The following is a 26,116-nucleotide window of genomic DNA, read 5'->3' on the forward strand; positions in this document are numbered from 1 at the left end:
CTTCCATGGCCAGCGCGCCCCAGATCGACATCGGTATCCCTCAGGAACAGCGCGAGGAAATCGCAGCTGGGCTGAGTCGATTACTTGCCGATACCTATGTGCTTTACGGAAAAACCCACGGGTTTCACTGGAATGTGACCGGTCCGATGTTCAACACACTGCATCTGATGTTCATGAACCAGTACACCGAGCTGTGGAACTCGCTGGACGAGATTGCTGAAAGAATCAGAGCTCTCGGTGTGGTTGCCCCCTATGGCGGCGCGACTCTGGCCGGACTGGCTTCCATCAAGGAAGTCACTCAGCAACCTGCAGCCCTCGACATGGTGAGGGAGCTGGTTGCAGGCCATGAAGCCGTGGCCAGAACTGCCCGCAGCATCTTTCCTCTGGCGGAGACAGCGAGCGATGAACCCACCGCTGATCTGCTGACCCAGCGCCTGCAGATTCACGAAAAGACGGCCTGGATGCTCAGGAGCCTGCTGGAGGGCTGAAGACCTCCGGTCCTTGTCCTCTTGGTGCGATGGGTACATTGAAGAATCGACCAGGGGTTCATGGCCAAGTTCGTCTTCGTTACCGGTGGTGTCGTCTCCAGCATCGGCAAAGGCATCGTGGCCGCAAGCCTGGGACGTCTGCTCAAATCGCGTGGCTACAGCGTTTCGATTCTGAAGCTGGATCCTTACCTCAACGTGGACCCAGGCACGATGAGCCCCTTTCAACATGGCGAGGTCTTCGTCACCGAGGACGGGGCTGAGACAGACCTCGACCTGGGTCATTACGAGCGCTTCACCGACACGGCGATGTCACGCCTCAACAGCGTGACCACCGGCTCGATTTACCAGTCGGTGATCAATAAGGAGCGCCGCGGTGATTACAACGGTGGCACGGTGCAGGTGATTCCGCACATCACCGGTGAGATCCGCGAACGGATCCATCGCGTGGCCGCCAACAGTGGCGCCGATGTGGTGATCACAGAAATCGGCGGCACCGTGGGTGACATCGAATCTTTGCCATTTCTCGAAGCGATCCGTGAATTCCGCGGGGATGTGGGTCGCCATGACCTGGCCTATATCCACGTGACCCTGCTGCCCTTCATCGGCACCTCCGGAGAGCTGAAAACCAAACCCACTCAACATTCAGTGAAGGAGCTGCGGTCGATCGGCATCCAACCCGATGTGCTGGTCTGCCGAAGCGACCGGGACATCAATCCCGAACTCAAACGCAAGATCGGCGGTTTCTGTGGGGTCCCTGAACGGGCCGTCATTCCTTCCCTCGATGCCGACAGCATTTATGCCGTGCCGTTGACCCTTGAGGACGAGGGTCTCTGCCGCGAAGTGCTCGATGTGCTGCAACTCGAGGACCATGAGAGCGACATGGCCGGCTGGGCACAGCTCGTGCATCAGATGCGCAACCCAGGGCCGACCGTCAAGGTGGCACTGGTGGGCAAATACGTGCAGCTCAACGACGCTTACCTCTCTGTGGTGGAAGCCCTGCGTCACGCTTGTCTGGCACAGAATGCCTCACTGGATTTGCACTGGGTCTGCGCTGAGCAGATCGAAGACGAAGGCGCCGAAAGCCTGCTGAAAGGAATGGACGCCGTTGTGGTGCCGGGTGGCTTCGGCAACCGCGGTGTTGACGGCAAAGTGGCCGCCATCCGCTGGGCAAGGGAACAGCGGGTGCCCTTCCTGGGTCTGTGTCTCGGCATGCAAACGGCAGTGATCGAGTGGGCCCGCAATCAGGCCGGTCTCACCGACGCATCCAGTGCCGAACTCGACCCGGAAACCCAGCATGCAGTGATTCACCTTCTTCCAGAGCAGCAGGACGTCGTCGATCTCGGCGGCACCATGCGCCTTGGCGTTTATCCCTGCCGAATCGCGGAAGGCTCGATGGCAGCACGCCTCTACGGCGATCAGGTGGTCTACGAACGGCACCGGCACCGCTATGAGTTCAACAACGCCTACCGAAGCCTCTTCCTCGAGTCGGGTTATCGCATCAGCGGCAGCTCACCGGATGGCCGGCTGGTGGAGCTGATCGAGCTGCCGGGTCATCCCTTCTTCACAGCCTGCCAGTACCACCCGGAGTTCCTGTCGCGACCCGGCAGGCCTCATCCACTGTTCCGCGGTTTGATCGAGGCAGCCCAGCAGCGCCTGCCCTCCAGTCCAAGCGAGGCTCTGCGGCAACAAGGTTCAACCATCGGCAGCCGTGATTTCCCTGAAGCCAGCCGCAAACCTTGAGCATTGCCAAGTCCATCGACGGCCTGCCATTGGTGGAAACCTTCCACTCCTTGCAAGGGGAAGGTCTGCATGCGGGTCGCAGTGCTTTTTTCATCCGCCTCGGTGGCTGCAAGGTGGGCTGCAGCTGGTGTGACACCAAGCATTCCTGGTCAGCACACGTGCACCCGCAACGAAGAGTCGAAGAGCTTGCAGAGGATGTATTAAAGGCCGCCAGAGCTGGAGCGGCGTTCGTGGTGATAACTGGCGGAGAACCTCTTCACCACCCGCTCGAACCGCTGACAAGCGCCATCCGCAGCAGTTGCTCACTACCCATCCACCTTGAAACAAGCGGGGTCGATCCCCTCAGTGGCAGCCCCGACTGGATCACACTCTCGCCGAAACGACACAAACCACCTAGGCAGGATCTGCTAGCCAGTTGCCATGAGCTGAAAGTGGTGGTGCATGAAGCTGACGATCTGCTGTTCGCCGATGTGGTGGCCGCCCAGGCTCCTCAGGCTCACTGGCTCGTGCAACCGGGGTGGGACAGCCAGGAAGGCCAGGAGCTGGCGGTGGCCAAAGCACAGAGAGACGGACGCTGGCGGCTGAGCCTGCAGAACCACAAGTGGCTCGGCGTGCGCTGAATCGATACAACAGCGGAATCAGATCCGCTTGCCATGCAGCGCAACAATCTGCTGCCGATCACAGCGCAAGGGACGCTGATCGCGATGGCCTTGGTCGGTCTGGGTCCAAACATCTGTGCTGAGCCCGTCCGACCCGAACGGGTGCCTCAACGCACCGGTGTCTCAAATCTCGCCTTGCTGAGCCATGCCCGCCCACAACGACTACCAAAGTCGCACCGTCCTTTTCGCAAAGGCGAAACGCTTCGTCTGGTGTATCCGCTGCCGCAACCTGCGCAGGAAATGAAGCCCTATGGCTGGCGCTACTCCAACGATCACCAACGCTGGCGCATGCACGTGGGCCATGACCTGATCGCTCCTGCGGCAACCCCGGTTCAGGCCATGCTTTCTGGACGGGTACAACTGGTGCAGTCGATCAGCGGCTATGGGCTCACGGTGTTGCTGGATCATGGCCGGGGCTGGCAGACCGTGTACGCCCACCTTCAGAGCTCTGACGTTCACCTAGGTCAGCTGGTGCGAGCCGGAGACCGCATCGGTCGCGTCGGTCGCAGCGGCTCGGCCAGCACCGACCATCTGCACGTGGAGCTCAGACGGCTGGAGGGGCGCCAGGCCTTCGCTCTGGACCTTGGTCCGCTCCTGCCCCACTGAGCCCGATCTAGAGCCGGACGGCTTCCTGCTGGCGTGTCTCGGCTTTCCAGACCCGCCAACGCAATTCAATGTTCTCGGGCAGATCCACAACAATCGGCCAGGAGGCGTTGTACGGAACCAGATAGGGCTGTTTACCCATCGACAGGAAAGACGTTCGGGTGGGCTGATCATCGGGGCAGGCCATCTTGGTGCTGATCACAGCGACGGGACCTTTCACTTCGAACAGTGCCTTCCCGGATGCCTTGGGCAGCATGCGCATGGTCATCCCAGAACCTGAAAGCCGCTGAGTGTTGCAATCGAGTGTGACCGTCTGGCCCACGATCAGCTGAATCCGCCAGTCGAGCGGTTGCGAAGAGATAAGGGGGTCTGCACTCTTGGGCAGCAGACCCGAGGGCTGAATCACCCAACGCTTCAGGCCGGGGGAAGGCTGCGGATAACCGGTCAGATTCAGGCGAGGAATTGCAACACCGGGCAGCGAAGCCACAGCGCAGAGCGAGAGAAGAGCTCCAAAGCTGGCGATCGGCTTCAACAACAACTGATGCGGAGGCTTCGTCATCACCCCAAGGGCAACAGAATGCTCAGCATGACCGATTTCACGGCGATTGCCCTCCTATCAGGCGGACTGGATTCCGCCACAGCGGCAGCTCTGGCGGTGGAAGCGGGCGGGCGAGTGATCGGGCTCTCCTTCGATTACGGCCAGCGCCATCGACGTGAACTGCAGGCAGCCACCTCCATCGCCGCAGCTCTCAACCTGGCCGAGCACCACACCATCAGCGTGAACCTGGCCAGTTGGGGGGGGTCGTCGCTAACGGATCAGCAACAGGCATTACCGACCCATGGGGTGCAGGAGGGAGTCATCCCCAACACCTATGTGCCTGGAAGGAACACGGTATTCATCAGTATCGGCCTCAGCCTGGCTGAGGCCCGCAACGCAGACCGGGTCGTTCTTGGGGTCAATGCCGTGGACTACTCGGGGTATCCCGATTGCCGGCCCGACTATCTGGAGGCTTTCCAGACCCTTGCGAACCTCAGCAGCAAAGTGGGACGGGAAGGACATGGCCCCCTGCTCTGGGCGCCCCTGGTGGAATGGAGCAAGCAGCGGATCGTGGAGGAAGCCCTGCGCCTGGGGGTACCGATTGAGTCCACCTGGAGCTGCTACAGCGGAGGGAACAGACCCTGCAGCGTCTGCGACAGCTGTCGCATCCGTGATGCGGCTCTGCGCGATGCCGGTCGCCCCGATCTATGCAGTAGCGAAGACCAATGACCCTGCTGCGCAGGCGTCTTCCCTGGCTCGAGCCGGCATTGGTCGCTGAAAACCTGGCTCAACTTCACGGTGAGAGCGGACTGATCTGGCTCGATGGAGATGGCAGCGAACTTGGGCGGCACATCACCCTGGCCGTTGACCCTCTGGAGCAGTACTGCTGCCGAGGGCTGCCGGGAGAGCCGGGAGCCACCAACCCCTTCACCACTCTTCGGCAACTCAGGGACGGCCACTGGACTGGATGGCTCAGCTACGATGCAGCCGCCTGGACGGAACCCGGCAACCCCTGGCGTGGCGATGTGATGGCGACCCTCTGGATCGCACGCCATGATCCAGTGCTGCGATTTGATCTTCAAGCCGGAGAGATCCATCTGGAGGGCGTCGACCCAATTCGCCATGCCGCAATGGCATGCACTCTCGAGAGCCTTGACACCTCCCGGAACCCGTCAAGAACTCCGCAGAAGCTTGGATGCAGCTGGCATCGGCACAACGATCGCGCCTCCTACAAAGCAGGCGTCAACAGAATCCGTGAGCTGATCGCCAGCGGCGATCTGTTCCAGGCCAACCTCACCAGCTGCGCAAGCAGCACTCTCAGCAGCAATGTCGGCAATCTTGAGCTGTACGGACGGTTACGCGATCAATGCCCTGCCCCCTTCAGCGGTCTTCTGATTGGCAGTGGTGCTGCAGCAGGGGAAGCGGTTCTCTCCACCTCCCCCGAGCGCTTTCTGCAGGTGGAGGCCAGCGGAGCAGTCCAGACAAGACCGATCAAAGGAACCCGCCCACGCCATGCTGATCCCTGCATCGACGACGATCTGGCAGCGGACCTGGTCTGCAGCACCAAGGATCGCGCCGAAAACGTGATGATCGTGGATCTGCTGCGCAATGACCTGGGTCGTGTCTGCCGACCTGGATCGGTGCAAGTGCCAGACCTGGTGCGGCTCGAGAGCTATGCCCGGGTGCACCATCTCACCTCCGTTATCACCGGTCAGCTGCGTTCGGATGCCACCTGGGTGGATCTGCTGGAAGCCAGCTGGCCAGGCGGTTCAATCACTGGAGCACCCAAGCTGAGAGCCTGCCAACGGCTGCATGAGCTGGAAGCTCAGGGCCGTGGCCCCTATTGCGGCTCGCTGATCCACCTCGACTGGAACGGCCGCTTCGACAGCAACATCCTGATCCGCACCCTGCTGCGAAAAGATGCACAGCTAAGGCTCCATGCCGGTTGCGGGATTGTGGCTGACTCCGATCCAGAGGCGGAAGCAGACGAGCTCGACTGGAAGCTGCTGCCCTTGCTGGAGGCACTGACATGACACCGACAACTCTTGGCTGGCATCACGGCGAGTGGGGCAGTGCCGACACCCTCGGCATGCCTCTCAGCGATCGCGGTCTGCAGCTTGCGGATGGAGTGTTTGAGACGGTCCTGATCCAGGACGGAACGTCACAGCTGCTGAGTGAACATCTGCAGCGGTGGCAGCACAGCGCAACACTGCTCGGGATGGCAGCACCTCCAGCTCGCCCCTGGCTGGAGCAACTGGTTGATGAAGCCATCACCCGAGCAGGCCTGAACACTGTCGGTACAACAGGAGCAATGCGTCTCAACTGGAGCAGGGGCAGCATTGCCGGCCGTGGAATCGGCTTACCATCAGCTGAACCGGATCCAACCCAGCACCGCTTCTGGCTCACCCTTCAACCCCATCAGCCCGATTTTGAACCCGCGCAGGCCTGGATCAGTGTTCAGGAACAACGCAACACCAACAGTGTTCTCAGCCACTGCAAGACCTTCGCCTACGGCCAGGCGATTCAGGCCAGACGAGAAGCCAAGGCACAGGGGTCAGAACTGGCTCTGCTGCGCAACACCAACGGTGATCTCTGCTGCGGCGACAGCGCCAACCTGCTGGTGAAACGACAGGACTCCTGGATCACACCACCGCTGAGCAGCGGTTGCGTGCCAGGCGTGATGCGAGCAAAAGCACTGCAACAGGGAGTTGTCACAGAAACGCACATTGGTCCGTCGCTGCGAGCCGACGACCAGGCACTGCTGATCAACAGCCTGGGCTGCAGATCCCTCAAGCAGGTCGACGGAATGGAGCTGCATCCCTCTGCCGAAGCGAAGCAGCTGTGGCAGCGGCTGCTTCTTGGCTGAGACTGAACAGACTTTCAGGCGAGAAGCGTGTTGTTGTCCTGCAGCCCTGGAATCCACTTCAACACTGCTGCCGACCAACCCTCACCATGGGGTGCTGAAGCCAGTTGATAACGACCCTCCGCCACACCGGCCAGCAGCCTGGGGTGCGGTCCGGCTGCTCCTGGAACCACCACCGCACAGTCGCTGACATCCAGCAACGGCAGGTCATTGGGCGAATCCCCCAGAGCCAGCACCTTCACGTCCGGAGCTCCCTGACGTTGTTTGAGGGTCTTCAGTGCCTGGCCCTTGCTCACACCGGCACCCAGCAGATGACCGAGACGATTGCCCTGCACCACGCCCAGCTGGCGCATCTCAGCCAGCACCTGAAGACGATGCCGAGATTCAGGGAGCTTCGGTGGGACGAAGGGAACGCTGCACTGACGGCGCTGTGCCATCTGCAGAGCCTCACCGCTGAGGCCTAAGAGCCGATCAGCATCCATCTCACTGAGATCATCGAGGGCCTGGAGCGGCTCCCCGAGCTCACGCTCAAGATCAGCAAGCTGCGGTCTGAGCTGTCTCCAGGATGGGCCAAGATCTTGGCGCCATAACTCGCCGGTTGCAGATTCTCCATAGATGGCTCCACCGTTTTCGACGATGAAGGGATCGTGCAGATCGGCCGACTCACGGAAGCTGAGCACCTCCTCTACCGTCTTGCTCGTACAGGGGATCACAGGAATGCCGTGACGCTGCAGGCAGCGGATCGCGTCCATCGCAACTGACCAGTCGTAGTGATGATCCATCAGCGTGCCGTCGAGATCAGTCACAACCCACCAGTTGAAATGTGGAGTCATCGTCATGGCTGCACCAGCCAGAGCACGGCGTACGGCTCCAGTGCATGTCGCTTTAGCGGCGCAAACTGCTGATCAGTGAGACGATCAACCCAGACCCGATCATCTCGGCCTCCCAGAACGGTGGGATCAAACGTCAGACGTGATGCCGTGAAGTTGTGCACAGCCACCAAACTGTGACCCTGATGGGAGCAACGCAGAACGACACGATCAACGCGATCCGGGCTGAGCACGTCCAAGATGCTGTCCGGATGCAGTGCAGGCAGCTCGGCCCGCAGCGTGAGTGCCTGGCGCAGAGCCGTCAACACAGCGGTCGTGTCGCTATCGGGATCATCAAGGCGTCGCTCCAACGCTGCTGCGTTGAATTGAGGGCGATTGAGGTCCCTGCGATGACCACTTTGACGAAAGCGGGCCAGATCGTTCGGACTGGCAAGCAAAGCCGGTAGATAAAAGGCAGGAATGCCTGGCAGCACCAGCTTCAGCATTTCGGTGAGCAGAAACCGCTCGCGCTGAAGATGAGCTGGATCGAGACCGCCATCGGCCATGGCGCTCCACCAGCTGATGTTGATCTCATAAGGAACGTCATCCCCACCAGCGAGACGACGGTGACTCACCAAGCCACCTCGCTGCTCACAGCCAATCAAAAAATTCAATAAACGCCGCTGGGGCATCAGACCCTCCAGTGGCCTCAACCCCACCCCGTCATGACAGGCCGTGAAGTTGAGCAATGCGGTGGAGTTTGGCAGCTGGGGCCAGCGCGTAAGCCAACGGTTCAGCAGATCTGCAGACCCACTCATGGTGGCTTCCATCAACAGGGGAGGAAGCGGGAAGTTGTAGGCGAGATGGGCTTCATGCCCACTGCGCAGATAGGAAAGGTTCTCCTGCTCCGGAACATTGGTCTCCGTCACCACCACGCCACCACCAGCGCAGGCGTACGTGAGCAGATGTCGCATCACCTCAACCAGTCGATGGACTTGAGGGCGATGAATGCACGAGGTGTTGGGCTCCTTCCAGACGAAGCCAACGGCATCGAGTCGAATCCAACGCACACCATGGGCGAGCTTCTGCTTCAACAAACGCGTGAAGCCAAGCAGAACTTCAGGACAACGCCAATCCAGATCAACCTGATCCGGTCCGAATGTGGTCCACACCTGACGCTGACCCACGGAGCTCTGCAGATGGGTGAACAGCGCTGAACTGCGCGGACGGACCACATCGTCCCAGCAGGGATCAGGGGCAGCTTCCAGCACACACAAACGACCAGGATCCTCATCTCTCAGAAACTGACGCACCCATGGATGAGACGCAGAAACATGGTTGAGCACCAGATCGGCCATCAATCGACGCCCCTCGGCCAACGCAGCGAGATCACTCCAGTCGCCATGCCGCGACTCCAACTGCTCATGACTTGAAACGGCAAACCCGCCGTCGCTGGTGGACTCAAGAAACGGCAGCACATGAATCACAGTTGCAAACACCTGCAGATGGCGGTTGACAAAGCTACGCAGGGCCTGCAATCCAGGTTTTGCATCATCAACGACAGAATCCGCGTAGGTGATCAACACCACATCGTCTCGATACCAGCAGTGATTCGCATCTGCCGAATCGGCATGCTCTGAAGCCGGTCCGAGAATTTGCAGCAATTGCGACGACAACGCTTGGAGATCGCCGGAAGAATTGTGCGGGTAGAGATCACTCAGCAGGGTTCGCAGCGTTGGATCGCGCGGAGGCTGCATCAGGTTCCACCAGAACGTTGTTCAGGTATGGAACAGGTTTCTCTCCTCTGTTGTCGCATCGAACACCGCATGGATTTTCAGCAAAGCCTGATCACCACGGTTCATGATTACAGCCTTGGCAATCTCGACGCCATCGACTTCAACAAAGAGCTTCAGCAAAGACCGACCGCCTTGCTGATTCCTTGTCTGATGGAGGAATTCAATCGACCAGCACTAGCCCTGATCCGCGACACGCTGTCCAAGCTCACAGGACTTTCCAGCCTGGTGATCGCCCTTTCCGCCAAGAGCATCGAAGACGTCAACACAGCCAAAGCCTTCTTTGCCGATATGCCGTTCCCGGTGCAGGTGCACTGGACAAACAGCCCTGCAGTGATGGAAGTGCTCTCCTCCATGGGCAGCTTGGGCCTGGATTTAACAGGCCCTCCCGGCAAAGGCTGGGCTGTATGGCAAGGGTTGGGAGTTGCGTGTCAGCAAGCTGAAGTCATCGGATTATTTGATGCAGACATCCGCACCTTTGGCTCTGGCTATCCGGAACGGATGCTGCGTCCATTACTGAACCCGTCTCACGGAATGGCCTACGTGAAGGCGTTCTATAGCCGTCTTTCATTAGAAACCCAGGCTCTACAAGGGCGGGCCACACGACTATTTGTAGGCCCGTTACTGGCAAGCCTGGAACAAATTTTTGGGACACTGCCTTACCTGCGCTACCTCCAAACCTTTCGTTATCCACTGGCCGGTGAGTTCGCTTTCACACGCGATCTGGCGATGAATTTGCGAATCCCATCAGACTGGGGCCTCGAAATGGGGCTGCTCTCCGAGGTCTATCGGCACGTTGCACCCAGCAGGATCACACAAGTGGATCTTGGGTTGTTTGATCACAAACACAAAAGCCTGGGAAACAAGCCCGACGAAGGGCTGCAACGCATGGCCAGCGAAATCTTTTGCACTGTCCTGCGCAGCCTGATGGAGCACGAAGGCTGCGTGATGTCGATGGATCAACTACCGACACTGGAGGTGCTTTACAGACGTGTGGGCGAAGACCGCGTCCGTCAATTCGGACTTGATTCCGCCATCAACCGTCTTCCCTACGACCGCCATGGCGAAGAGTTGGCATTGCACCGCTTTGCTGACCTGCTGCGCCCAAGCTTGAACGGACTACTTGCATCACCCATTGCGCATCAGCTGCCAAGTTGGTCTCGACTAAATAGCTGCAATCCTTCCTTTGCATCTGACCTTGCCCAAGCAGGACGCGTTGAACCACCACTACAGCTATACGAGTCTGCACTGAAGCAACCTCGTCGTCCAAATCATTATCCAACACATCAGACAGTGACGCAGGAAGCCTCAACTACAGCAGTCGCCTGAGCTCACAAAAGTTAAAGCCACAAAAACAAAGACAAGAGGAGTGATTTGTATTGCCACGAACAAAAGATCAGTCACAACAACTACCAAATCAGATCATTCGGTATCAAGCCAAAAAATCAAAACCAGCTTTGTATGAATTCGGTGACGAATTAGACATTTATGCCGGCGCATCCTGAGGAAATTAGAAGCATCAGCTCAGAATTCAGATGATGGAATGCGTTTACCGGAATGACACGAACAAAATGGTGGTGGTGAAGTGCGTCGGCAAACATCATTTTTATCTTGAAAAGGTGGTAATGCCAAAAGAACTTTTCTGGTTTGAAGCACCGAGGGAGGCACGGCTGGAACTCTGGAAAATGTCACCGCAAGGCCAAATGCTGGACATTCGCGCAAACGTCTCTGACTACTCGATCGAAAATGATCCGATTACTGAATCAGCCTACGCAAGCTAGGCAAGACACAAACACTCCCAAATTCAATCTTTATTTCGAGCATCAACACCAAAAATCTCACCTTGCAACAGTCAAATAATTGAAGTTAAGATTGAGTTCAATTTAAAGAGCTCAAACGACAAGCCTGCTCCCACACTAAACAGGCGCTTCAAGGCAAAAACAGTTGAATTGACAGAGAATAATATGTAAACAGAACTCAAACAACAACGATTAATCGATAAGACAAGAACTAATACCGAGTCAGGAGTGCTTGGTAACTAAGTTATTCAAAGCAATCCTCGTTTTAAAGTTCAAACCAGCCTCATTTAACGTAATGGATACCCCGATAGACAAGCAGCTTTCTAGAACACGGCACCAAAGGAAGTCCTATCAATTCAGCAGTACGCTTAGATCGGATGAAACCCTCAGGAACACATAGGTCTCGATTAACGATGGCTTCCTCTCTGCGAGCAAGGTAAGTGGCTCTGCGGTAGGTGAGAGATTGACAGGGCTTACTCGCAATGCCAGCGCGTGGCTCATAGCGATGACCACGGAAAGTAAGAATTGCCATTTTGGAATTCCGTATCAGCCCAGGCCCCCGTTCCATGGCCTGATTGAATGCGCCTCAACCGATTCAAGGAAAAGGTGAACGACTTTGTAGCTGAAACTACAAATTCAAAATGGATGGAAGAGCAATATAAAATCAGCTTCTTGGGGCAAATTGATACAATTTGTAGCATTGACAATTTTGGATAACCTCAAAACCCGCCGGATCAATAAAAACAAAAGCAATCAGCTCATTAAGAGCATGGTGGTTTTGACAACATGCGGCATCGCTCACGGTTGCAGTTCAACCCAAGTGGGTGACACACAAAGCTCTGTCAAAGAAGTACCCGTCAGCGAGGCAAAAGTTGGAGATGTACTTGTGAAAACAAATGAAGTTCAAGTGATATTAACTGCACCATTTAAACCTGGACAGCCCAATGGACTCTATGACGGTGGCGTAAAGAGTCAATCAACCACAGGCGACATTTCGCATTATGAGGTCAATGCCATCTGCAGCATGCCCGACCTTCAGGGCTGGCCAGAATACGACAACATATACGGAAAAGTAATCAGCGATCCCAGCGAGGCTGGAAAAGAGGGTGGGAATACGCAATGGCAGTTGTTATTAATGTTTGACGGAGAGCAACTATCGAAGGGTGAAGAATCAGCACCATCATGGGCTAAAAGATTAGCCCAAAACCTATGCCGCAAAGGTGCTTTTGACGACAGCAATATCGAAGTACAGACAACGCCTAACAAAACAAAAGAAAAGTAGTAAGGAGCGATACAAAATGCACCCTATCCAGCAATAACAGCAAACAAAAGCTTTACACCGTATCTAAAGACACAGAAGACCTAGATGAAGTCGATTAATAACTAACTGGTTAATATTGTTTGGGCCAATAAAAAAATTGATACCTTCGAGAAAACGAAATTGGGCAAATCGAGAAATGGTGAAATCGACTACTCAGCCAATCTTCTGCAGCTGAAACAATATTAAAGGCTACTATTTTTTTCAATGGCTAGTACCGGAAGCGTCAGCGCATGGGATGAAGCATTGCTTACTGCAATGGTTCAATATCCAGTTCCTGTAATTACAGGACCGGAAGATATCCAAATACAAGTCGATAAAATTTGCACCTGCCTAGCCAACACCAAGGCTGGCTATCCAGATCTTGACCTGATTGTTTTTCCGGAATACTCAACACAGGGTCTGAACACCAAGATCTGGACATATGACGAAATGCTGTTGAGGATCGATTCTCCGGAAATCGATAGGTTCCGTCAGGCCTGCAAAGAAAACGATGTCTGGGGCGTCTTTTCCTTGATGGAACAAAACGATGATCCAAGTCTGCCACCATTCAACACAGCAATCATCATCAACTCAGATGGAGAAATTGCTCTCCACTACAGAAAGCTGCAACCCTGGGTACCCATTGAACCTTGGTCACCAGGCAACTATGGAATGCCTGTCTGCGATGGTCCTAAGGGATCAAAACTGGCAGTTTGCATTTGCCATGACGGAATGTTCCCTGAGCTGGCGAGAGAGGCCGCCTACAAAGGCGCCAATGTTTATATCAGAATCTCAGGCTATTCAACACAGGTAAATGATCAGTGGATTCTGACAAACCAAACCAATGCCTGGCAGAATCTGATGTACACAATTTCTGTAAATCTCGCTGGATATGACAATGTATTTTACTACTTTGGAGAAGGAACTGTCTGCAATTACGATGGCAACGTAATTCAACAAGGACAAAGAAATCCTTGGGAGATCGTAACAGCTGAATTGTTCCCTCGCCTTGTTGACAAGGCAAGAGAAAATTGGGCCCTTGAAAACAACATCTTCAACCTAGGCTGCAGAGCTTATGTAGGCAAGCCTGGCGGTGAAAAAGAAAATTATTTGACCTGGGTGAAGGACTTGGCAAATGGCGAGTACAAACTGCCCTGGGACGACAACATTAAGGTAAGAGATGGTTGGAAGTATTATCCAGATGGAGTTCAGCTAGGCCCTCTGCCAGCTAAAGGCAATGGACACAGTTCACAAGCCCCTTCAATAACCGAAGAGACACCTGTAATGGCACAAACATAACGGCAACAAGCAATTAAATTGGAAAGCCTCAGGTTAAACCTGAGGCTTTTTTGTATCAGGATTGAGAGAATGGAATCAAAGAAAGGTGCGAGTTGAAAACACCAGACCTATCAAAAAATGATCATGCCTTCTCAGAAAAATAAACGCTGGTAGCAGATGAGTCGTCTGATTTTTATCATCAGTTAATAGATCCGAAATCAAACAGTTAGAAATTCTTCAATCACTGCATCAGACAATGATCCTGTTGGGCCACTGGAAACAATGCCTCCCCGCTGCATCGCATAATAAAAACTTGATTTTTTTACAAAGTGAAGATGTTGCTCAACAAGCAGCACACTAATACCAGTCTCGCGAACAATTCTCTCGACAGCATTTTCAATATCAAGGATAATTGATGGCTGAATACCCTCTGTAGGCTCATCTAACAGTAGTAACTTGGGCTTGCCGAGCAAAGCACGCGCAATTGCAAGTTGCTGCTGTTGTCCACCACTGAGATCTCCTCCGCGCCTGTTCAGAAATTGTTCGAGAATTGGAAATAGCTCAAAAACAATTGGGTCAATATGCCGATTTTTCGCTAAACCTCCAGGAAGCGACTCCATTCCTAAAAGTAGATTTTCTTTGACAGTAATACGAGGAATAATATCGCGACCTTGAGAGACATAACCAATACCATGCCTGGCACGTTGATAAGGCGGTTGCGACATAAGAGATGTGCCACTGTAGTCAATACTTCCACTGGACTGATTTAGCAGTCCGATAATTGTCTTCAAAAAAGTAGTTTTCCCAACACCATTTCGCCCAATCAGGCAGACCATTTCTCCAACTGGGATATGAAGATCCACATTTCTCAGAATATGACTTTCACCATAATAAACATTTAAATCCGAGACATTCAGAATAGACTGTGGTGACGCAGTAGTGGAATTCATGGGAATCAAAAGGAATGGTTGAGCAAGTCTATATAACTAAAGTTGCCAGCTAAGTAATATTAGTGGTCATCAGCCTGGCCAAGATAAACCTCGATAACTCTAGGATCCTGCTTTACATCTTCAATCATTCCTTGGGTCAATAATTGACCTTGATGTAGCACAGTAACTGGTGCCCCGAGGTCTCGAATAAACTCCATATCATGCTCAATAACTACAACCGTATGGTCTCCCGCCAGTGATTTGATGAGTTCCGCTGTTCTGGATGTTTCTTCATCAGTAAGACCAGCGACAGGTTCGTCCAAGAGAATCACATCCGGAGATTGTGCTACAAGCATCGAAATAGCAAGCCATTGCTTTTGACCATGGGAAAGAGATCCAGCCTCAACTTTTGCATAAGGTGCAAGACCCACATAATCCATAATGCGATGAACTTCATCCTTCACTGTTGAAGTCAAGGTTTCGAACATTAACTTGAAAGGAGATTTGTTTGGAGAAGCAGCAAACTCAAGGTTTCGGATCACAGAAAGGTTCTCAAAAACACGAGGCGTTTGAAACTTGCGGCCAACACCAAGTCGAGAAATTTTCTGCTCAGACAAACCGAGAATACTCTGACCACGCAAAGAAACGGAGCCCTTTGTTGGCTTGACCTTACCGGTGATAACATCCAAAAAAGTTGTTTTTCCTGCACCATTGGGACCAATAATAGACCGGAGTTCTCCAGGATGTAATGCAAGAGAAAGATCGGTTAGAGCAAAAAAGCCATCAAAATCAACACTTACGTCATTCAACTCAAGGATTGGCGTTGGCATAGCAAAAAGGGAAAAGAGAAAACAATGAATGAATACGTTTATTTCTGGGTAATAGTTTTAGGCTCTAAGTTAATCTGCTCGTCAACATCGATACGGGGGTAAGTTTTGGACCTTTTTGTGATTCCAAAAGCAGCCAACATGGAAGACAAGCCACCCTTGGTAATCCACCCATAGATGCCATCAGGCATCAACACAACAACAAAGATGAAAAGGCCACCCTGAACAAAAAGCCAAGCCTCAGGCAAAGCCTCACTCACAAGACTACGCAGATAGTTAACCAGAACAGCACCAATAACTGGGCCTATTAGTGTTCCTCGCCCGCCCACAGCAACCCAAATCACCATTTCAATTGACATGGAAATAGCCATATACTGGGGCGAAACAATGCCAGATTGAACGGTGTATAAGGCACCTGATATTCCAGCTAATCCGCCAGCCACAAGAAAGACAATTACTTTAAATGGAACAGGATTGAATCCTGAAAATCTCACGCGTGCTTCATCATCACGAATACCGATCAGTGCATCCCCAAAACGTCCCGTTGTAAGAAACCTGCACAAAAGAAAGGCAAAAGGAAGCAGGATTAAAGTAATGCGGTAAAACAACAATTGCGCGTCATCAGAGCCTACGATCATGCCGAAAATTTCTGTTGTAGAGGTTTTAAGACCATTAGTTCCATTAACGAGCTTCTGTTGCCCATTGAAAAAATGGTAAAAAACCATTAATGTGGCTTGGGTAATAATTGAAAAATAAACACCTTTAATTCTGTTTCTAAAGATGAGATAGCCCACCAAACCAGCGATAACCGCTGGCACGACCCATATCGCGATTAAAGTAATTGGGAAAGACCAGAATGGCTCCCAGAAAAAAGGGAGATTATCAACACCATAGTTCTCAAAAAACTTTGGAAGTCCATTGGCGCCAGTTGTAAAGTCATTATTAGTTACAAGCAATAAGTGCATCGCGATGGCATAGCCACCAAGTGCAAAAAAGATACCTTGTCCGAGGCTTAAGAGACCAGTATATCCCCAAATAAGGTCGATACCAAGAGCTACAATTGCAAGTGAAAAATAACGACCGAAAAGATTCAGTCGAAACTGAGACAGAATGGCCGGCAGTACAAAGAAAGCAAATGCAAGAAGAATCCAGGGGATTAGCTGACGGAAGAGTTTCATGAGTAAGGGGTGAAAAAAATAAATTAGACCTCAACAGAGCGTCCCTTTTGAGGGAACATCCCTGTTGGCTTGAACTGCAAAAAGGCAATAATAAATATAAAAATCAAAACGTAAGACATACTTGTTGTGGCAAAGAATTCAACAACTGCTGCTGCAGCTGCTGGCATATCTGGGAAAGCAATTAATAGAGAGCCGGATCCAATTATGGATTGAATAATACCCAGCATTAATGAAGCAATCACTGTTCCAACAAGATTTCCCACTCCTCCCAAAACAATAACCATAAAACAAGACACAATATATGCTGCACCGAGATTTGGACCAACAGATCCAAGCAAAGTGATGGCTGAACCGGCAACGCCAGCCAAGCCAGATCCAATTCCAAATGTAATACTGTCGACACTATCTGTTGGAATACCGAGGCAATTACTCATCTGGCGATTCTGAGTAACAGCTCGAATTCGAAGACCCCAAACACTTTTGGTTAGGAACCAAGCAACAAGAGCTAGCAACAAAGCGGCTAAGACAATGATGAAAATACGAATCCCAGGAAGCTCAATTCCAGCAATTGATCCCCAACTTCCTTGTAACCACTTCGGTGCAGTGACATCAATATTTCTAGGCCCAAACCAAGGCTTTGCTAAAGCCTTTGACTCAGACATGAGTGAAATCGCAATAAAGCCAACAACGGCAGATATCACCCATGAAACACCAGATAGATAGGGATAAAACGATGCTTTACGGAGGCTAAAAGGTGTGTATTTTTTGGCCGCAAAGCCGAGAACCAGCGCAAGTACAATACCTATCGCCATACTGGTGGAGACACTTCGAATAAATTGGATTAAAACAAGACTGACGCCCCATGTAGCTAACAATGTTTCCAGAGGACGTCCGTATAGCTGTCGAATCAAAGTCCTCTCTAGAAGAACACCAACTAATGCCGTAATGATAAAAGCAAAAAATAAGGCAACGATGTAATAGAGCTGAAAAATGCCATCCCCAAGAGGCTTGAATAAATTCTGAACGACAAAGGTGACGTACGCGCCAACCATCATCAGTTCACCATGCGCGAGGTTAATGACACCCATCAATCCAAACACAATTGCCAAACCAGTAGCAGCTAGCAACAGAACAGCTCCAATACTGATGCCATCCAAAAGCTGTGAAAAAATTAGTTCCATGAGTGCATATATAAAAAAAGATGGGCCTCAAATAATTGTTGCCCATCTAAGAAATCATTTCAGACGTAATAGTTACATCTTGAACTTGCCAGCGTCAGCACGATCAAGAGTCCAGTCACACTTGTAACCCTTTGTCTCCGGAACATATTGATTCCAGGTAATTGGAGCGACTGGTGTCTTGCTATCCCAAAGAATCTTGAATTGACCATCGTCTTGAGCTTCACCAATTCGGACTGTTTGGGAAATGTGGTGATTTGGATACATCTCAATCGGTCCTTGGGGAGCATCAAGTTTGATGCCAATCAATGCAGTCCTGACAGCGTCAAGATCCTCATAAGTTCCTGCTTTTTCAACTGCAGCCTTCCATAGATAAACCATGTTATAGGCAGACTCCATGGGATCATTAGTGACTCGATCGTCACCATATTCCGCCAGGAAAGCTTCGTTGAAATTGTTAGCAGCCTCAGTCCCAAGGGACATAAAATAGTTCCAGGCGGCATAAGTTCCACCAACATACTCAGGTCCAATCTGGCGTATTTCTTCCTCAGCAATAGAGAAAGACATGATTGGATATTTGTCAGGCGTGATTCCCGCGGCCTTGAATTGCTTAAACAAGGCAACGTTAGAATCACCATTTAGAGTATTAATGATGATTCCCCCGTCCGGAAACTCCTTTTTGATCTTGGCAATAATAGGAGCAACCTCAGTATTACCAAGGGGTATGTAATCCTCACCAACAGTTTCGCCACCGAGACTCTTGACCTGTTCTTTAATAATGGTGTTAGCTGTTCTTGGATAAACATAATCAGAGCCTACCAAGTAGACCTTCTTGCCATATTTGTCGCCAAAAGTCTCAAAAAGCCAGTCAACTGCTGGTTCGGCTTGTTGATTTGGTACTGCTCCGGTATAGAAAATATTTTTGGAGCATTCTTGACCTTCGTATTGGATTGGATAGAAGAGGAAATGATCTTTTGCTTCATAGACAGGAAGCATGGCTTTACGACTTGCGGAAGTCCATCCACCAAAGACAACAGCTACACCGTCTGCATCAATCAGTTTCTGAGACTTCTCGGCAAATGTTGGCCAATCAGAAGCACCATCTTCAGAGGTACTCACAATTCGGTAACTTTTGCCATCGATTTTCACACCTCCAGCTTCATTAATCTCTTTGATGGCCATCTCCTCAGTTTCTTTCAATGTGGTTTCAGAGATGGCCATAGTCCCACTCAAGGAGTGGAGAATACCTACTTTGATGTCTCCATCAAAATTACCAGCTGTATTACTTCCGCCTCCACCGCCACCGCAAGCTGTGACTGATACACCCACAGCAGAGGCAGCAAGGCCGGCGAAGATGCGCTTTGAAAGCGAGAAATTCATTGCACGTTTACTAAATGATTAGCGCCGACCATGTCAGCTTTCTAACCATGAACGCTTGCCTAAATAGTATTTGTGACTGCTGCTACATTTTCTTTTCCACAGACTGAGTAAAAATTAGCAAGGTAGCTGTTGTAACATCAATTTGGTATTTGTTGCAACAAAAACTGTTCGATTGTGTTTAGACCGTCACCCGAACGCAGATTGGTAAAACACCATGGACGACCATTACGCATCGTAATTGTGTCGCGTGCCATCACTTCAAGGCTCGCACCCACGTGAGGAGCAAGATCAGTCTTGTTAATCACCAAAAAATCCGATCTTGTGATTCCCGGACCTCCTTTGCGAGGGATCTTATCGCCAGCTGCAACATCAATCACATAAATGCAGAGGTCAACCAGCTCAGGACTGAAACTGGCGGCAAGATTGTCACCACCACTTTCAACAAAAACCAAATCCAAGCCGCTGAACTGGTTCTCCAGTTCATTCACAGCCGCCCGATTGATTGAACAATCTTCACGGATGGCCGTGTGAGGGCAACCACCGGTCTCCACACCGCGTATACGCTCTGGTGCCAAAGCACCTACCCGAGTCAAAAACTGAGCATCCTCCTGGGTAAAAATGTCGTTGGTGACCACAGCCAACTCAAGTTGCTCTCGCAATCGCAAGCAGAGAGCTTCAACCAATGCCGTCTTACCAGAGCCAACAGGACCAGCGATACCAACGCGTAACTTGCTAGTCATCAACTTCGAAATAAGCGGGAATAAAGCTCTCGATGCGCAAGTTGTGCCATAGAAGCGCCCACACCACTGGACCACAACTCCGACACAGTCATGCCTGACAAACATTCAGCCGCAGTAATAATCCTGGGTTTCATACGCTGTTGAAGAACTTGAGCGCGAGTTGGGCCCAAAGGCACTAGGCGTACTGCTGCACTGAGTTGATTGGCAACCCAAGCGTAGAGGTACCCCACAACCATGTCTCTCTCTGGAACCTGCAATGACGTTGAGGCCCAAGCCCAGGCCGCTGGCCAACTCAGTGATATCTGCTCTGGCAAGGGATGATTCATTTCGACAAGAAGCTGAAGCAGCGCACCCCCCATCTGACACTGCTGTTCCCGCACCTCGGCAGCTTCACGGTTTGCCAGCAGCCAGCTATCAAGCTCGATCAACCGACACCTTGCCATAGAGTCTTTGTTGACCTTCCAACGCCTCAAATCAGCAACTAGTTGTGGAAGTGCTGCCGCCTCAAAACGCAAATTTCCCTGCTGGAGTTCAGCAATCAACCACTGCTCAATTCCCTCCTCGTCAGTCAGCTCACAGCTCTGAATCAAAGCCTCCAAACCCTCTGAGTAACTAAACGCCCCAACTGGCAAAGCAGGACTGACCAGTTGGAGCAAATCAAGCGATGTCATGCCGAAGGGCTTCCATGACCATGCGCATGACCAGCCTCATAGGCACCGCACTCAGGGAGAAAAGGCTTTTCACAGGAAGTCACCGTAAGCCCACGGCTCCTCAACATTGAGGCCAGAACAGCATCTTCAGGCAGAAAAAACTCCCGTGCATGCAGCTCAAGCGCCACATGTCGATTTCCCAAGTGATAAGCGGCCTGCATCAGCTGGAGCGGGGTGTCAGCACGAACAGACAACAGAGGTTCAAATGCCGCCATCACATCAATTTGAAAGGTGAACTCCCGGTCGAAAAGATGATCACCAGGCTGCAAAGCTCCATCACGAGGTAGATGAAGCAACACCGCATGTCCACAACGCGTACGGCGAAGAACACGGAACACCTTGCGTTCCGCCGCTGTTAGGGGCAATTGCATCCGCTTCGCAGGTCTCACACCACAACAACCTTCAACGCTGTTGCGGTGCTCCAGAAGGATCACATGTTCAACCACCACCATGCCCAAACTGATCCAGAGCCTGCCCAAGACCGAAGCCTTCTTTTCGTGTGTTTTGCTACAGAGTGATCGGTGGCCGCCATCGACCTTGGTGTGATGAAACGCCTCGATCCTTGGCAAGGTCACTGCAGACTGCAGTTTTTGCAGCAAGGTGATCGCACCATCCACCAAGGCGGCTGTAGTGCTCCCTTCAAATTGCTGCGTGCCGAAAACGGTGATAACGGACGCCGTGAGATTCCGCTTCTGCACACTGCTGGCGGACTGGTGGGCGGAGACAGACTCAACATCGAACTTGATCTCGGAACCAACTGCCGCAGCCTGATCACCAGCGTTGCGGCCCAAAAGGTCTATGGCTCCATCGGCCGCAGCCGTCTTAGTCCGAAAGGCTCCTGGGTAGAGCAATACGTGAACTGCCAACTCAGCAGCAACAGCGATTTGGAATGGCTGCCACAGGAACTCGTGGTCTATGCCGACGCGCTCTATGAACAAGAACTCACAGTGCGCTTACCAGAAAACGCCTCATTCCTTGGGGCCGAAATTGTTCGTCTTGGCCGAACGGCAGCTGGCGAAACACTGCAACAAGGCCGCTGGCGTTCTGCTTTGAGCATCCAACGGCTAAGCGAAAACAGGTCAGCTCCAAAGCGCTGGGAACTGGTGGACAGAATCGAGCTGGCAGATGCCAGCCTTGACGCTCTGCATGGCCTGCACCACCAACCAGTCTTCGGATCTTTGGTTTGGGCCGCACCAATGCCGATGCAAGGCGACACCATCAAGGCGTTAGTCGATGGCGCGCATGATGATCGCAAGGGACTCGAAGGAAAGATGCGCTGTGGTGCACTCCAACAGGGATTCGTCGCCCGCTATGTGGGTCCATCAAGCAGAGACGCCCGTTACTGGTTCAGCCGCATTTGGAGACACACCCGTCTTTTGAGAAACCTAAAAGCACCAAGAATTCCAAGAGTCTGGCCTCTACAGGAACAGCCGTTGCAGGGATCACTGTTCACTACGAACCTTGCGTCCTGACCAACAGCGACACACTGAATTGGACCAAAGCTTCCAATGCAACTCAGTCCCCAGGAAAAAGACAAACTCCTGATCGTGACCGCAGCACTGCTGGCCGAGCGACGCCTCAAGCGTGGCCTCCATCTCAATCATCCTGAAGCGGTGGCCTGGCTCAGTTTTCTGATCCTCGAAGGGGCACGCGATGGACAAACTGTGGCCGAGCTCATGCAAGCAGGCACCACATGGTTGCGACGCGATCAGGTCATGGAAGGGGTCGCCGAATTAGTGCAGGAAGTGCAAATCGAAGCTGTGTTCCCCGATGGCACCAAGCTCGTCACGCTTCACGACCCGATCCGCTGAAAACTGACCTATGACACCTTTGATTCCTGGCGAACTGCTCTCAGAACCAGGCGAAATCGAACTCAACACAGGCCGCCCCACCACGACCATCAGCGTGGCTAACGGTGGCGATCGGCCTGTTCAGGTGGGATCTCATTTCCACTTTGCAGAAGCCAATGCAGCCCTCCAGTTCGACCGAGCCGCCGCCCGTGGCCAGCGACTCGACATCCCTGCCGGAACGGCAATCCGTTTTGAGCCGGGAGACAGTCGCGACGTCAACCTGATTCCGTTGGCCGGTGCCCGTCGGGTGATTGGTTTCAACGGTCTCATCAATGGCCCCCTTGACGCCTGATCCATGCCATACCGAATTTCCCGACAGGCCTACGCCGAAACCTACGGCCCCACAACCGGAGACCGCCTGCGTCTTGCAGACACGGATCTGATCCTGGAGGTGGAAAAGGATTACACCGTCTATGGCGATGAGGTGAAGTTCGGCGGCGGCAAGGTCATCCGAGACGGGATGGGTCAATCACAAACATCGCGGGCCAAAGGAGCCGTTGACACGGTGATCACCAACGCCGTGATCCTCGACTGGTGGGGAATCATCAAGGCCGATGTGGGTCTCAGAGACGGCCGCATCGTTGGTATCGGCAAAGCCGGTAATCCCGACACACAGGAGGGAGTAACAATCGTGGTGGGTCCCGGCACCGAAGCGATTGCAGGCGAGGGCCACATCCTTACGGCAGGTGGCATCGACACCCATATCCACTTCATCTGCCCCCAGCAGATTGAGACGGCGCTGGCCAGCGGCGTTACCACCCTCATGGGCGGAGGTACGGGTCCGGCAACCGGCACCAACGCCACCACATGCACCCCAGGGGCGTTCCACATCGGCAGGATGCTTCAGGCCGCCGAAGGGCTTCCCGTGAACTTGGGATTCTTCGGCAAGGGCAATGCCAGCACTCCCGAAGCACTGGAAGAGCAGGTGCGCGCGGGAGCCTGCGGTCTCAAGCTGCATGAAGACTGGGGCACCACACCGGCCTCGATCGATGCCTGCCTTTCAGTGGCCGACCGGATGGATGTGCAGGTCTGCATCCACACCGACACGCTGAACGAGGCCGGTTTCGTTGAAGACACGATTGCCGCCATCAAGGGCCGAACGATTCATACCTTCCATACCGAGGGCGCAGGTGGCGGTCACGCCCCTGACATCATCAAAATCTGCGGGGAAACCAATGTGCTGCCCAGTAGCACCAACCCCACCCGGCCGTACACCACCAACACGCTCGAGGAACACCTCGACATGCTGATGGTCTGCCACCATCTGGACCCGAGGATTCCCGAAGACGTGGCCTTTGCCGAGTCACGGATCCGACGCGAAACCATTGCGGCAGAGGACATTCTTCACGACCTTGGTGCCTTCTCCATCATTGCCAGTGATTCCCAGGCCATGGGTCGTGTCGGCGAGGTGATCACCCGAACCTTCCAGACAGCTCACAAGATGAAGGTGCAGCGCGGCCCGCTGCCAGAAGACACCGACCGCAACGACAACCATCGACTGAAGCGATACATCGCCAAGGTGACCATCAATCCTGCACTCGCCCATGGCATCAGCAGCGAAGTGGGATCCATTGAAACCGGCAAGCTTGCTGATCTGGTGCTTTGGAAGCCAGGCTTCTTCGGCATCCGACCTGAGCTGGTGATCAAGGGCGGTTCGATTGTCTGGGCTCAGATGGGTGATGCCAACGCTTCAATTCCCACCCCGGGGCCAGTGCACGGCCGCCCGATGTTCGGCGCTTTTGGTAAAGCGCTTGCACCCAGTTGCCTCACCTTCATGAGCGCTGCTGCGATGGATGCCGATCTACAACGACAGTTAGGGCTTGAACGAACCTGTATGGCGGTGACGGACACCCGCGAAGTCAACAAAAGCTCCCTGAAGCTCAACTCCGCCCTGCCGAAGATGAGCGTCGACCCTCAGACCTACGAGGTGTTCGCTGATGACAAGCTGCTCAGCTGTGAGCCAGCCGACGTGCTGCCACTCTCCCAGCGCTACCTCCTGCTGTGAATCACTCCCTGCTGGTGATTCAACACGTTGATCACGAGGGTCCTGATCTGATCGGTGAACTGGCGATCCAACGGGAAATGAACATCCAGACGATCCGTCCAGATCTCGGAGAGCAACTACCCGACCCGGCCAGCACTCCAGACACCATTGCTGTGTTGCTTGGAGGACCGATGGGGGTGAACCAGCGCAACGAGCCGCAGATGGATTGGCTTCAGCATGAACTGGAATGGTTGTCGAGCTGGCATCAACAGAAAAAACCAGTGTTGGGAATCTGCCTGGGGGCCCAGCTGCTGGCCGTGGCGGCAGGAGGATCGGTGGAGCCGCTCAGCGTGGGAGAACCATCTGCACCACTGAAGGAACTGGGCATTGGAGCCATCCACTGGCAGGTCAACCCCAGCGAAGAACCGCTGCTCCATGGCCTTGATCCCAGTGCACTGGTCCTGCACTGGCATGGCGACCGGATCCGACTCCCCAATGACGCCACCTTGCTTGGATCGTCATTGCACTGCCCAGAGCAGGTGTTCAAAATCGATCAACATGCCGTTGGCCTTCAGTGCCATCTCGAAATTTCAGGACCGAACCTGGAGCGGTGGATTCAGGCCGACGCCGCTTACATCGTTAGCGCAATCGGAAAAAACGGAGCCCATCAGCTACGCCGCGACTGGAACCGATTCGGCGGGCTTCTGCAAAAGAATGGAACGCAATTGATCACCAATGTGTTCAGGCAGCTACAAAACAGCAACCACTGAATCCAAAACTTTTCGAAAGTGGTATCAGTCTGAACACCAGAACAAGAATCCAATCAATCACAATCATTGTGTAGTGACTGCTACACAACGTTCACTTCATCCTTGGGTGAAGCGCAGTATGACTCAGGCCATGGAACGGGGACCTGAGCTTGCTTCGGAGAACTGAAATTATGAGCACGCTTCTTTATCGAGGCCACACCTACGACCAGCACAAAGAGTGTGCAACAAAACCAGCTGCACAGCTCACTTATCGCCGGCAGGCTTATCAGACTCGCCAGGCAGAAGTTCGCCCCATGGTGGTCCAGCTGAAATACAGGGGCGTGGCATACACCCACTGATTGATCGACTCTTTTTGTTCGATTAAAGAGTGAAAGCCGAGTGCTTCACAGCTTTGTTTCAAACACATACAGAGCTGTGTTGGCTCAATGGGCGACTGGACAAGGCTTGCAACTGATGCCTTTCAAGCTCCAGAGAATTTTCCAGCTGAAAAAACAAACAGAATGAGATTTTCCGGCTGCGGCTGCCTGCCAATCAGCCCTCTTTTTACTCCAACAACTAAAAACTTTTCAGCAGCTGTCGTTGCTCTGCTGATCGAATCCAAACCAGGAAATTTCGTACCGAGCACTACACAATATTGCTGATTTTTTTAAATCAGACCACCCTCGACATGGATCCGTAGCAACAGTCACAAGACCTGGCT

29 protein-coding genes are annotated in these 26,116 nt (G+C 53.1%); 18 read left to right on the forward strand and 11 right to left on the reverse strand.

What is annotated here, in order from left to right; genetic code table 11:
- Nucleotides 1-5 precede the first annotated feature (5 nt).
- Genes SIB73_RS12070 through SIB73_RS12085 form a run of 4 tightly spaced genes read left to right on the forward strand, consistent with a single transcriptional unit; the run spans nt 6 to nt 3,493 of the window.
- Complete coding sequence (locus tag SIB73_RS12070; protein WP_413404801.1) at nt 6-488, forward strand: Dps family protein; 483 nt, start codon at nt 6-8, stop codon at nt 486-488.
- A gap of 60 nt (nt 489-548) precedes the next feature.
- Nucleotides 549-2,228, forward strand: coding sequence for a CTP synthase (locus SIB73_RS12075; protein ID WP_413404799.1), 1,680 nt, complete (start codon nt 549-551; stop codon nt 2,226-2,228).
- A gap of 2 nt (nt 2,229-2,230) precedes the next feature.
- Nucleotides 2,231-2,848: a 7-carboxy-7-deazaguanine synthase QueE gene (locus SIB73_RS12080; RefSeq protein WP_413406213.1), complete on the forward strand. Its 618-nt coding sequence runs from the start codon at nt 2,231-2,233 to the stop codon at nt 2,846-2,848.
- A gap of 33 nt (nt 2,849-2,881) precedes the next feature.
- Nucleotides 2,882-3,493 carry a M23 family metallopeptidase gene (locus SIB73_RS12085; protein ID WP_413404797.1) on the forward strand — a complete coding sequence of 204 codons (612 nt, stop codon included), beginning with the start codon at nt 2,882-2,884 and terminating at the stop codon, nt 3,491-3,493.
- A gap of 7 nt (nt 3,494-3,500) precedes the next feature.
- On the opposite strand, the gene SIB73_RS12090 is transcribed toward SIB73_RS12085, so the two are convergent.
- A complete protein-coding gene (locus SIB73_RS12090) occupies nt 3,501-4,049 on the reverse strand; it encodes an ecotin family protein (RefSeq protein WP_413404795.1) in 549 nt (182 codons plus the stop codon).
- A 27-nt stretch (nt 4,050-4,076) separates the two neighbouring features.
- Between SIB73_RS12090 and queC the strand changes: the two genes are divergently transcribed.
- Genes queC through SIB73_RS12105 form a run of 3 tightly spaced genes read left to right on the forward strand, consistent with a single transcriptional unit; the run spans nt 4,077 to nt 6,894 of the window.
- Complete coding sequence (queC, locus tag SIB73_RS12095; RefSeq protein ID WP_413406211.1) at nt 4,077-4,757, forward strand: 7-cyano-7-deazaguanine synthase QueC; 681 nt, start codon at nt 4,077-4,079, stop codon at nt 4,755-4,757.
- Nucleotides 4,754-6,061: an anthranilate synthase component I family protein gene (locus SIB73_RS12100; RefSeq protein WP_413404793.1), complete on the forward strand. Its 1,308-nt coding sequence runs from the start codon at nt 4,754-4,756 to the stop codon at nt 6,059-6,061. Before queC ends, SIB73_RS12100 begins: the two co-directional genes overlap by 4 nt.
- Nucleotides 6,058-6,894 carry an aminotransferase class IV gene (locus SIB73_RS12105; protein WP_413404791.1) on the forward strand — a complete coding sequence of 279 codons (837 nt, stop codon included), beginning with the start codon at nt 6,058-6,060 and terminating at the stop codon, nt 6,892-6,894. The genes SIB73_RS12100 and SIB73_RS12105 overlap by 4 nt, the downstream gene beginning before the upstream one ends.
- Nucleotides 6,895-6,908: 14 nt before the next feature.
- Here SIB73_RS12105 and SIB73_RS12110 read toward each other — a convergent pair whose 3' ends face one another.
- Both SIB73_RS12110 and SIB73_RS12115 read right to left on the reverse strand, forming a co-directional pair.
- On the reverse strand, nt 6,909-7,730 hold the full coding sequence (locus SIB73_RS12110) for an HAD-IIB family hydrolase (protein ID WP_413404789.1): 822 nt from the start codon (nt 7,728-7,730) through the stop codon (nt 6,909-6,911).
- Nucleotides 7,727-9,457, reverse strand: coding sequence for an alpha-amylase family glycosyl hydrolase (locus SIB73_RS12115; RefSeq protein ID WP_413404788.1), 1,731 nt, complete (start codon nt 9,455-9,457; stop codon nt 7,727-7,729). Before SIB73_RS12115 ends, SIB73_RS12110 begins: the two co-directional genes overlap by 4 nt.
- A 69-nt stretch (nt 9,458-9,526) precedes the next feature.
- Between SIB73_RS12115 and SIB73_RS12120 the strand changes: the two genes are divergently transcribed.
- From SIB73_RS12120 to SIB73_RS12135, 4 genes are all read left to right on the forward strand, one after another.
- Complete coding sequence (locus SIB73_RS12120) at nt 9,527-10,822, forward strand: glycosyl transferase (protein WP_413404786.1); 1,296 nt, start codon at nt 9,527-9,529, stop codon at nt 10,820-10,822.
- Nucleotides 10,823-11,031: 209 nt separating this feature from the next.
- Nucleotides 11,032-11,274 carry a DUF1830 domain-containing protein gene (locus tag SIB73_RS12125; RefSeq protein ID WP_413439793.1) on the forward strand — a complete coding sequence of 81 codons (243 nt, stop codon included), beginning with the start codon at nt 11,032-11,034 and terminating at the stop codon, nt 11,272-11,274.
- Nucleotides 11,275-12,001: 727 nt separating this feature from the next.
- A complete protein-coding gene (locus SIB73_RS12130; RefSeq protein ID WP_413404782.1) occupies nt 12,002-12,574 on the forward strand; it encodes a hypothetical protein in 573 nt (190 codons plus the stop codon).
- 243 nt (nt 12,575-12,817) lie between these two features.
- On the forward strand, nt 12,818-13,891 hold the full coding sequence (locus SIB73_RS12135) for a formamidase (protein WP_413404780.1): 1,074 nt from the start codon (nt 12,818-12,820) through the stop codon (nt 13,889-13,891).
- Between the two features lie 197 nt (nt 13,892-14,088).
- On the opposite strand, the gene urtE is transcribed toward SIB73_RS12135, so the two are convergent.
- The 8 genes from urtE to ureE all read right to left on the reverse strand — a co-directional run bounded on the left by urtE (nt 14,089) and on the right by ureE (nt 21,264).
- Nucleotides 14,089-14,820, reverse strand: a complete 732-nt coding sequence (urtE, locus tag SIB73_RS12140; protein ID WP_413404778.1) for an urea ABC transporter ATP-binding subunit UrtE — start codon at nt 14,818-14,820, stop codon at nt 14,089-14,091.
- A 59-nt stretch (nt 14,821-14,879) separates the two neighbouring features.
- Nucleotides 14,880-15,629: an urea ABC transporter ATP-binding protein UrtD gene (gene urtD / locus SIB73_RS12145; RefSeq protein ID WP_413404776.1), complete on the reverse strand. Its 750-nt coding sequence runs from the start codon at nt 15,627-15,629 to the stop codon at nt 14,880-14,882.
- A gap of 38 nt (nt 15,630-15,667) precedes the next feature.
- Nucleotides 15,668-16,804 carry an urea ABC transporter permease subunit UrtC gene (urtC, locus tag SIB73_RS12150; RefSeq protein ID WP_413404775.1) on the reverse strand — a complete coding sequence of 379 codons (1,137 nt, stop codon included), beginning with the start codon at nt 16,802-16,804 and terminating at the stop codon, nt 15,668-15,670.
- Nucleotides 16,805-16,827: 23 nt separating this feature from the next.
- Nucleotides 16,828-17,985 carry an urea ABC transporter permease subunit UrtB gene (gene urtB, locus SIB73_RS12155; protein ID WP_413404773.1) on the reverse strand — a complete coding sequence of 386 codons (1,158 nt, stop codon included), beginning with the start codon at nt 17,983-17,985 and terminating at the stop codon, nt 16,828-16,830.
- Nucleotides 17,986-18,057: 72 nt separating this feature from the next.
- Entirely contained in the window at nt 18,058-19,362 is a 1,305-nt protein-coding gene (urtA, locus tag SIB73_RS12160; RefSeq protein ID WP_413404771.1) for an urea ABC transporter substrate-binding protein, read from the reverse strand.
- Nucleotides 19,363-19,499: 137 nt separating this feature from the next.
- Nucleotides 19,500-20,102 (reverse strand): urease accessory protein UreG, encoded by a 603-nt coding sequence (gene ureG, locus SIB73_RS12165; protein WP_413404769.1) that lies wholly within the window; start codon nt 20,100-20,102, stop codon nt 19,500-19,502.
- On the reverse strand, nt 20,102-20,773 hold the full coding sequence (locus tag SIB73_RS12170; protein ID WP_413404767.1) for an urease accessory protein UreF: 672 nt from the start codon (nt 20,771-20,773) through the stop codon (nt 20,102-20,104). Before SIB73_RS12170 ends, ureG begins: the two co-directional genes overlap by 1 nt.
- On the reverse strand, nt 20,770-21,264 hold the full coding sequence (gene ureE / locus SIB73_RS12175; RefSeq protein ID WP_413404765.1) for an urease accessory protein UreE: 495 nt from the start codon (nt 21,262-21,264) through the stop codon (nt 20,770-20,772). The genes SIB73_RS12170 and ureE overlap by 4 nt, the downstream gene beginning before the upstream one ends.
- Nucleotides 21,265-21,357: 93 nt before the next feature.
- Here ureE and SIB73_RS12180 point away from each other — a divergent pair, with 93 nt between their 5' ends.
- From SIB73_RS12180 to SIB73_RS12210, 7 genes are all read left to right on the forward strand, one after another.
- Nucleotides 21,358-22,284: an urease accessory protein UreD gene (locus SIB73_RS12180; RefSeq protein ID WP_413406209.1), complete on the forward strand. Its 927-nt coding sequence runs from the start codon at nt 21,358-21,360 to the stop codon at nt 22,282-22,284.
- A gap of 36 nt (nt 22,285-22,320) precedes the next feature.
- Complete coding sequence (locus tag SIB73_RS12185) at nt 22,321-22,623, forward strand: urease subunit gamma (protein ID WP_413404763.1); 303 nt, start codon at nt 22,321-22,323, stop codon at nt 22,621-22,623.
- Nucleotides 22,624-22,633: 10 nt separating this feature from the next.
- Entirely contained in the window at nt 22,634-22,954 is a 321-nt protein-coding gene (locus SIB73_RS12190) for an urease subunit beta (RefSeq protein WP_413404761.1), read from the forward strand.
- A 3-nt stretch (nt 22,955-22,957) separates the two neighbouring features.
- Entirely contained in the window at nt 22,958-24,667 is a 1,710-nt protein-coding gene (ureC, locus tag SIB73_RS12195; RefSeq protein WP_413404759.1) for an urease subunit alpha, read from the forward strand.
- A complete protein-coding gene (locus SIB73_RS12200) occupies nt 24,664-25,416 on the forward strand; it encodes a type 1 glutamine amidotransferase (protein WP_413404757.1) in 753 nt (250 codons plus the stop codon). Before ureC ends, SIB73_RS12200 begins: the two co-directional genes overlap by 4 nt.
- 170 nt (nt 25,417-25,586) lie before the next feature.
- Complete coding sequence (locus SIB73_RS12205; protein ID WP_413404755.1) at nt 25,587-25,754, forward strand: DUF4278 domain-containing protein; 168 nt, start codon at nt 25,587-25,589, stop codon at nt 25,752-25,754.
- An 87-nt stretch (nt 25,755-25,841) separates the two neighbouring features.
- Complete coding sequence (locus SIB73_RS12210) at nt 25,842-26,057, forward strand: hypothetical protein (RefSeq protein ID WP_413404753.1); 216 nt, start codon at nt 25,842-25,844, stop codon at nt 26,055-26,057.
- Nucleotides 26,058-26,116 lie beyond the last annotated feature (59 nt).

The sequence above is a fragment of the Synechococcus sp. MIT S9509 genome, from assembly GCF_047303035.1.
GTDB lineage: Bacteria > Cyanobacteriota > Cyanobacteriia > PCC-6307 > Cyanobiaceae > Synechococcus_C.

Bases quoted from the DNA above. Each gene is read 5' to 3' on its own strand.
- SIB73_RS12070 (WP_413404801.1), top strand. From the start codon at position 6: ATGGCCAGCGCGCCCCAGATCGACATCGGTATCCCTCAGGAACAGCGC.
- SIB73_RS12075 (WP_413404799.1), top strand. From the start codon at position 549: ATGGCCAAGTTCGTCTTCGTTACCGGTGGTGTCGTCTCCAGCATCGGC.
- SIB73_RS12085 (WP_413404797.1), top strand. From the start codon at position 2,882: ATGCAGCGCAACAATCTGCTGCCGATCACAGCGCAAGGGACGCTGATC.
- SIB73_RS12090 (WP_413404795.1), bottom strand. From the start codon at position 4,049: ATGACGAAGCCTCCGCATCAGTTGTTGTTGAAGCCGATCGCCAGCTTT.
- queC (WP_413406211.1), top strand. From the start codon at position 4,077: ATGACCGATTTCACGGCGATTGCCCTCCTATCAGGCGGACTGGATTCC.
- SIB73_RS12100 (WP_413404793.1), top strand. From the start codon at position 4,754: ATGACCCTGCTGCGCAGGCGTCTTCCCTGGCTCGAGCCGGCATTGGTC.
- SIB73_RS12105 (WP_413404791.1), top strand. From the start codon at position 6,058: ATGACACCGACAACTCTTGGCTGGCATCACGGCGAGTGGGGCAGTGCC.
- SIB73_RS12110 (WP_413404789.1), bottom strand. From the start codon at position 7,730: ATGACGATGACTCCACATTTCAACTGGTGGGTTGTGACTGATCTCGAC.
- SIB73_RS12115 (WP_413404788.1), bottom strand. From the start codon at position 9,457: ATGCAGCCTCCGCGCGATCCAACGCTGCGAACCCTGCTGAGTGATCTC.
- SIB73_RS12120 (WP_413404786.1), top strand. From the start codon at position 9,527: ATGGATTTTCAGCAAAGCCTGATCACCACGGTTCATGATTACAGCCTT.
- SIB73_RS12125 (WP_413439793.1), top strand. From the start codon at position 11,032: ATGGAATGCGTTTACCGGAATGACACGAACAAAATGGTGGTGGTGAAG.
- SIB73_RS12135 (WP_413404780.1), top strand. From the start codon at position 12,818: ATGGCTAGTACCGGAAGCGTCAGCGCATGGGATGAAGCATTGCTTACT.
- urtE (WP_413404778.1), bottom strand. From the start codon at position 14,820: ATGAATTCCACTACTGCGTCACCACAGTCTATTCTGAATGTCTCGGAT.
- urtD (WP_413404776.1), bottom strand. From the start codon at position 15,629: ATGCCAACGCCAATCCTTGAGTTGAATGACGTAAGTGTTGATTTTGAT.
- urtC (WP_413404775.1), bottom strand. From the start codon at position 16,804: ATGAAACTCTTCCGTCAGCTAATCCCCTGGATTCTTCTTGCATTTGCT.
- urtB (WP_413404773.1), bottom strand. From the start codon at position 17,985: ATGGAACTAATTTTTTCACAGCTTTTGGATGGCATCAGTATTGGAGCT.
- urtA (WP_413404771.1), bottom strand. From the start codon at position 19,362: ATGAATTTCTCGCTTTCAAAGCGCATCTTCGCCGGCCTTGCTGCCTCT.
- ureG (WP_413404769.1), bottom strand. From the start codon at position 20,102: ATGACTAGCAAGTTACGCGTTGGTATCGCTGGTCCTGTTGGCTCTGGT.
- SIB73_RS12170 (WP_413404767.1), bottom strand. From the start codon at position 20,773: ATGACATCGCTTGATTTGCTCCAACTGGTCAGTCCTGCTTTGCCAGTT.
- ureE (WP_413404765.1), bottom strand. From the start codon at position 21,264: ATGGTGGTGGTTGAACATGTGATCCTTCTGGAGCACCGCAACAGCGTT.
- SIB73_RS12180 (WP_413406209.1), top strand. From the start codon at position 21,358: ATGAAACGCCTCGATCCTTGGCAAGGTCACTGCAGACTGCAGTTTTTG.
- SIB73_RS12185 (WP_413404763.1), top strand. From the start codon at position 22,321: ATGCAACTCAGTCCCCAGGAAAAAGACAAACTCCTGATCGTGACCGCA.
- SIB73_RS12190 (WP_413404761.1), top strand. From the start codon at position 22,634: ATGACACCTTTGATTCCTGGCGAACTGCTCTCAGAACCAGGCGAAATC.
- ureC (WP_413404759.1), top strand. From the start codon at position 22,958: ATGCCATACCGAATTTCCCGACAGGCCTACGCCGAAACCTACGGCCCC.
- SIB73_RS12205 (WP_413404755.1), top strand. From the start codon at position 25,587: ATGAGCACGCTTCTTTATCGAGGCCACACCTACGACCAGCACAAAGAG.
- SIB73_RS12210 (WP_413404753.1), top strand. From the start codon at position 25,842: ATGGGCGACTGGACAAGGCTTGCAACTGATGCCTTTCAAGCTCCAGAG.